General features: G+C 32.6%; 5 protein-coding genes. 2 read left to right on the forward strand and 3 right to left on the reverse strand.

Features of this window, described 5'->3' with window-relative positions; genetic code table 11:
* Positions 1 to 239 precede the first annotated feature (239 nt).
* Positions 240 to 413: a hypothetical protein gene (locus FG384_RS19940; protein WP_166462498.1), complete on the reverse strand. Its 174-nt coding sequence runs from the start codon at positions 411 to 413 to the stop codon at positions 240 to 242.
* Between the two features lie 135 nt (positions 414 to 548).
* On the reverse strand, positions 549 to 725 hold the full coding sequence (locus tag FG384_RS19945; protein WP_166462499.1) for a hypothetical protein: 177 nt from the start codon (positions 723 to 725) through the stop codon (positions 549 to 551).
* Positions 726 to 1080: 355 nt separating this feature from the next.
* Here FG384_RS19945 and FG384_RS19310 point away from each other — a divergent pair, with 355 nt between their 5' ends.
* Complete coding sequence (locus FG384_RS19310) at positions 1081 to 1356, forward strand: hypothetical protein (RefSeq protein WP_142644316.1); 276 nt, start codon at positions 1081 to 1083, stop codon at positions 1354 to 1356.
* A gap of 734 nt (positions 1357 to 2090) precedes the next feature.
* On the opposite strand, the gene FG384_RS19315 is transcribed toward FG384_RS19310, so the two are convergent.
* Positions 2091 to 3077, reverse strand: a complete 987-nt coding sequence (locus FG384_RS19315; protein WP_142644317.1) for a phosphotransferase enzyme family protein — start codon at positions 3075 to 3077, stop codon at positions 2091 to 2093.
* 281 nt (positions 3078 to 3358) lie between these two features.
* On the opposite strand from FG384_RS19315, the gene FG384_RS19320 reads away from it, so the two are divergent.
* The gene (locus tag FG384_RS19320; protein ID WP_142644318.1) at positions 3359 to 3661 is read left to right on the forward strand and encodes a hypothetical protein; all 303 of its coding nucleotides are present in this window, start codon (positions 3359 to 3361) and stop codon (positions 3659 to 3661) included.
* Positions 3662 to 3837: the final 176 nt, after the last annotated feature.

A 3837-nucleotide genomic window follows, 5' to 3' on the forward strand; every position in this document is an offset into this window, starting at 1 on the left:
ATTAGCTATATTTTGTGAATGATGACTAGGAGGAGCCGTGTGCGTAAATAGCGCAAGCACGGTTCTGTGAGGGGGGTGGAACACAATCTACCGAAAGGTAGAGAGGTTCCCTTCTACTCGACTAGTTGAGTAAGAGAAGGAGAGTTTTTATTTCGTATTTGAAACAAAATGCATAACAATTCATATATCAATAATCAAAAAAGAACTGTCCTAAAAAGGAACAGTTAATTTATAACAGTTTATTTGAAAGCTTTAAAAAGAGCTTTTCCTTTGTTGTAGACAAATCTTTCCCATGTAGCTAACAACCCTTTTCCATTCTCGCCACGTTCTAATTCTAACGCATGATTTTTATGGAAATCTATTACACGTTTATTATGGTCTTTTTGCCATTGGTGCAAAGGATTATGTTTCATTTTTTCAACCTACTTTACAATTAGTACCTTAATTATATGGTTAGGTTGGATTAATTAAAAGTAATTTATATTTAGTCTATTGAAAATTAAGCAATAGAAAAGATCCATTTAGTTGAAACCAAAAAAGAAAGAGAATCACTCTTCCTTTTTATTATTCTCTAGAACGTCCAGTTTATTTGAAATTTCTTTAAGTAAGGTATTGTGTTCTTTTTGAGTTTGAATAATCCATACAACGAACCAAATAATAAAAACAATAACAGCCACATAAATAAAGAACTTAAGTAAAGGTAAAATAGCGATAATTTTAACCATTTATTTAATCTCCCTTTTTAAGAAGAATATAACACAAATGGGAAAGATTGTATTTGGTAGATTACAGTTCGAACAAAATTCGTAATAGAAGAGAAGGTACTTCTTTTGTCCCCCTAAAGAGAATGCAATAGGCAGCTCTTTTATCTTATTGAACTGACGAAGCAGTATAGTCGAATGTGAAGGTATTTTTCATAAGCATCAATCTCGTTATTTTATAGAAAACAATTCTACCCACGAAGTAGAAAATCAAAGTTCAAGTAAAGAGAAGGAGAGAAATTATGAATGAAAAGTTATTTTATATAATATATTTATTAAGAAATAGGTAGATTTAATTTAGAATTCTAAGGAGGAAAGTATGTTTATTTTATTCTTTGTATTCTTTTGCATTAGTTCTATTATTTTAGGGCCTATATTTTATTTTGTACCAACTGAAAAACAAAAAGGATACAATCTATTTTTCCTAGTCGTAATGATTTTTTCATTCTTAACTATTCTTGTAATAAGTCCTTTTATGCAAATAGAAGAAATACTTCTTCTGATGATTTTATTTATACTAGTCGCTGCGGTTTCGAGCTCTGGATATATATTTTCTAAAACAGATCTTGAAAATGAAACTAAATTAACGACGTAGGTTAGTATAGAACGAAAAAAGACTAGAACCAATATCAGACTTTCCCGACTGATTTGGTTCTAGTTAATTTAGTATCGGCTGCAAAAGGGTATTAAAATGAGTAATTTATTCCAACCGAGGGCAGTGACTTTTTGCGATTGTTTAATAACTTATTTCCAAAGTTTAGCTAAATGTAGGGCAATCGGCTAGAAATATTAATAGCGAGGGCTTTTACTAAAGATCAAGGGGTTGCTGAGGCAACTCTTTTTTGTTGTTGAACTAACGGGGCAGGCTAGTTTTATAGAAGAAAAGTGAGTTTTTATGTCACACTTGACACATGATGTGTAACAAAAGGGAAGGAACTTCTTTTAGAAGAAAATTATAATCAACATTGGGATATATTGTATTGCGTAAATGATACACATAATAGCAAATACGCAAATAAAGGTTGTTATTGGGTGAGGTATCTTATTGTAACGGCAAATTAATAATATGCCAACCAAAATAAGAATAATGACGAACAAAAATGGCGACATATTATTGCCTCCTTCTTTTCATGTACTAAGGTTAACACCTAAAGGCAATAACAAGTTGAAGAAGTTACTTCTATTTATACTATCGTTGTAAGTTTATCTTTAGCATATATTGTTTTTTCTATTTCTCTACTGGCTAACATTTAATTATTCACTTAGTTGTTGCAGATCAAATTTAATTGACCTGCAACTGGTGGCTTGTATTTATTTCATGTTATCCTTTTACCATGATTTTTGAAAGCTCTGTCTTAATTCATCTGCAACACGAACTAACTTTACCCTTAATTCATCAAACCAAGGTGGAGTTTCGTTAATTTCGCCATAATCCAAAGACCTTAATATTTTGGAGAACTTATATAAGTTCGCATATCTTTGAAACTGTGGAAATTGAGCCACTACATCATTTTCTTGGACCTTTTTGGAACGATATCCGTTCAAAAAAGACTGAATCAGTAATTTTGAATGGGGATTGTCATCGTCAATAAAATCATCAAGCGCTGTTACAATATCAAGTGCATACCAGTGGTATATTGCATCATCAAAGTCGATTATATTGAAACTATGATCCTTATTCTGTTCAAAAAAGATATTATCCAATTGGAAATCATAATGTATCAATCCGTACACATCATTTCCAGTAGGTATCGATTGAAGCCAAGTGGTCACCCTACATAGCTCTTGAAGGGCTATTAGTTCCTTTGGATGCTTTTGAAATACACTTTCCATGAACTGTACTGTGTCCAACCAACTCTTTCTTCTTTCAGATACAGGCTCGAAAGTCTTAGACAAACAATGAAGTGAAGCAAGTGATTTTCCCCATTCCTTCATCTGTTTTTCGGTAATTTTATCGGAATCCAAATTGATTCCGTTTGCTGCACTAAAGACAACAGCAATATATGTTCCTTCTGGAGTCTTTAGTGTTTCAATTAGTTCCCCACTTATTGAGTGAATTGGTGTTACAGACGGAAATCCGTTCAATTGTAAATAGTGCATGAACTCTAGCTCAGCTTTTATTTGTTCAATAGAGTTATCCTGATCAAAACTAAATCTTAAAAAGTATTGAACTTGGTTACGTTCATAAGCATACACAAAGTTTGAACTTGCACGCCAAACCTCCAAAGTTCCCTCGTCATATTCCCAGAATTGAATGAGACTCTGGGCGACAGTATCGGAAGATAATCCTCTTACCATGTTTCCTAAATTCATCATCTTTTATTTTTCCTCCCATTACCTTTGAGAGGAATAAACCTTAGTTAAGAAGCAATCCCTCTCATCAGCATGTTATTTTGAAATTCTATCTTTTTCAATATGTCACCCCTTCCTTAAGTTTCGGCTATAAAAAATCAATAGCCAGACATATTCAAATTCTACATAAAGTCACCAATACCTCTTTTGCTATTTTCTGTCTAATCCCAGAACCACATTTAACTAACGCAGCAGGATAGTTGAGGGAAAATGTTGAATATATGTATAAAAAGGGGGATTTCTATATGTCATATATAAATGAATTTCAGAATTTTTTAGATTTTTACTTATTAATGAAAATACTAGAACTTTTGCTAGTTACTTCCTGTATTTCGACGATAATATTTTTATTAACTAAAAACCAATATGTTTCTTATCTTTCATCAGCACCAATACTCTATGTTATTTCATTGCTACAACATGTTTCTACACATTTTTTTCTTCTAGTTCTTGCAATGACTGTACAGGCAATAGTTATAGTCGCAATACAACATCAACGTAAAAAGAAAAAAATTCAGAAAGTACAAGAAAAAACAGTAACAAATTAAGTCAACAATTAGTTGGCTTTTTTGTTGAATCGTTCTTGTTCAACTAACTGGTGCTTGTGCGGCCGAGCCTAGGTCGTATCATATAGCGGGTGGGATTCCCGTCGAGAAAGAACTAGCCATTCACTCGTAGCGAGTCTTGGAGGGCTAATGGTAACATTAGCCTTTAAGCGTAGACA

It is taken from the genome of Psychrobacillus vulpis (genome assembly GCF_006861825.1).
Classification (GTDB): Bacteria; Bacillota; Bacilli; order Bacillales_A; family Planococcaceae; genus Psychrobacillus; species Psychrobacillus vulpis.

What these genes read in the sequence shown, in the direction of transcription:
- FG384_RS19940 (WP_166462498.1), bottom strand. Translation starts at nt 413, where the DNA reads ATGAAACATAATCCTTTGCACCAATGGCAAAAAGACCATAATAAACGT.
- FG384_RS19945 (WP_166462499.1), bottom strand. Translation starts at nt 725, where the DNA reads ATGGTTAAAATTATCGCTATTTTACCTTTACTTAAGTTCTTTATTTAT.
- FG384_RS19310 (WP_142644316.1), top strand. Translation starts at nt 1,081, where the DNA reads ATGTTTATTTTATTCTTTGTATTCTTTTGCATTAGTTCTATTATTTTA.
- FG384_RS19315 (WP_142644317.1), bottom strand. Translation starts at nt 3,077, where the DNA reads ATGATGAATTTAGGAAACATGGTAAGAGGATTATCTTCCGATACTGTC.
- FG384_RS19320 (WP_142644318.1), top strand. Translation starts at nt 3,359, where the DNA reads ATGTCATATATAAATGAATTTCAGAATTTTTTAGATTTTTACTTATTA.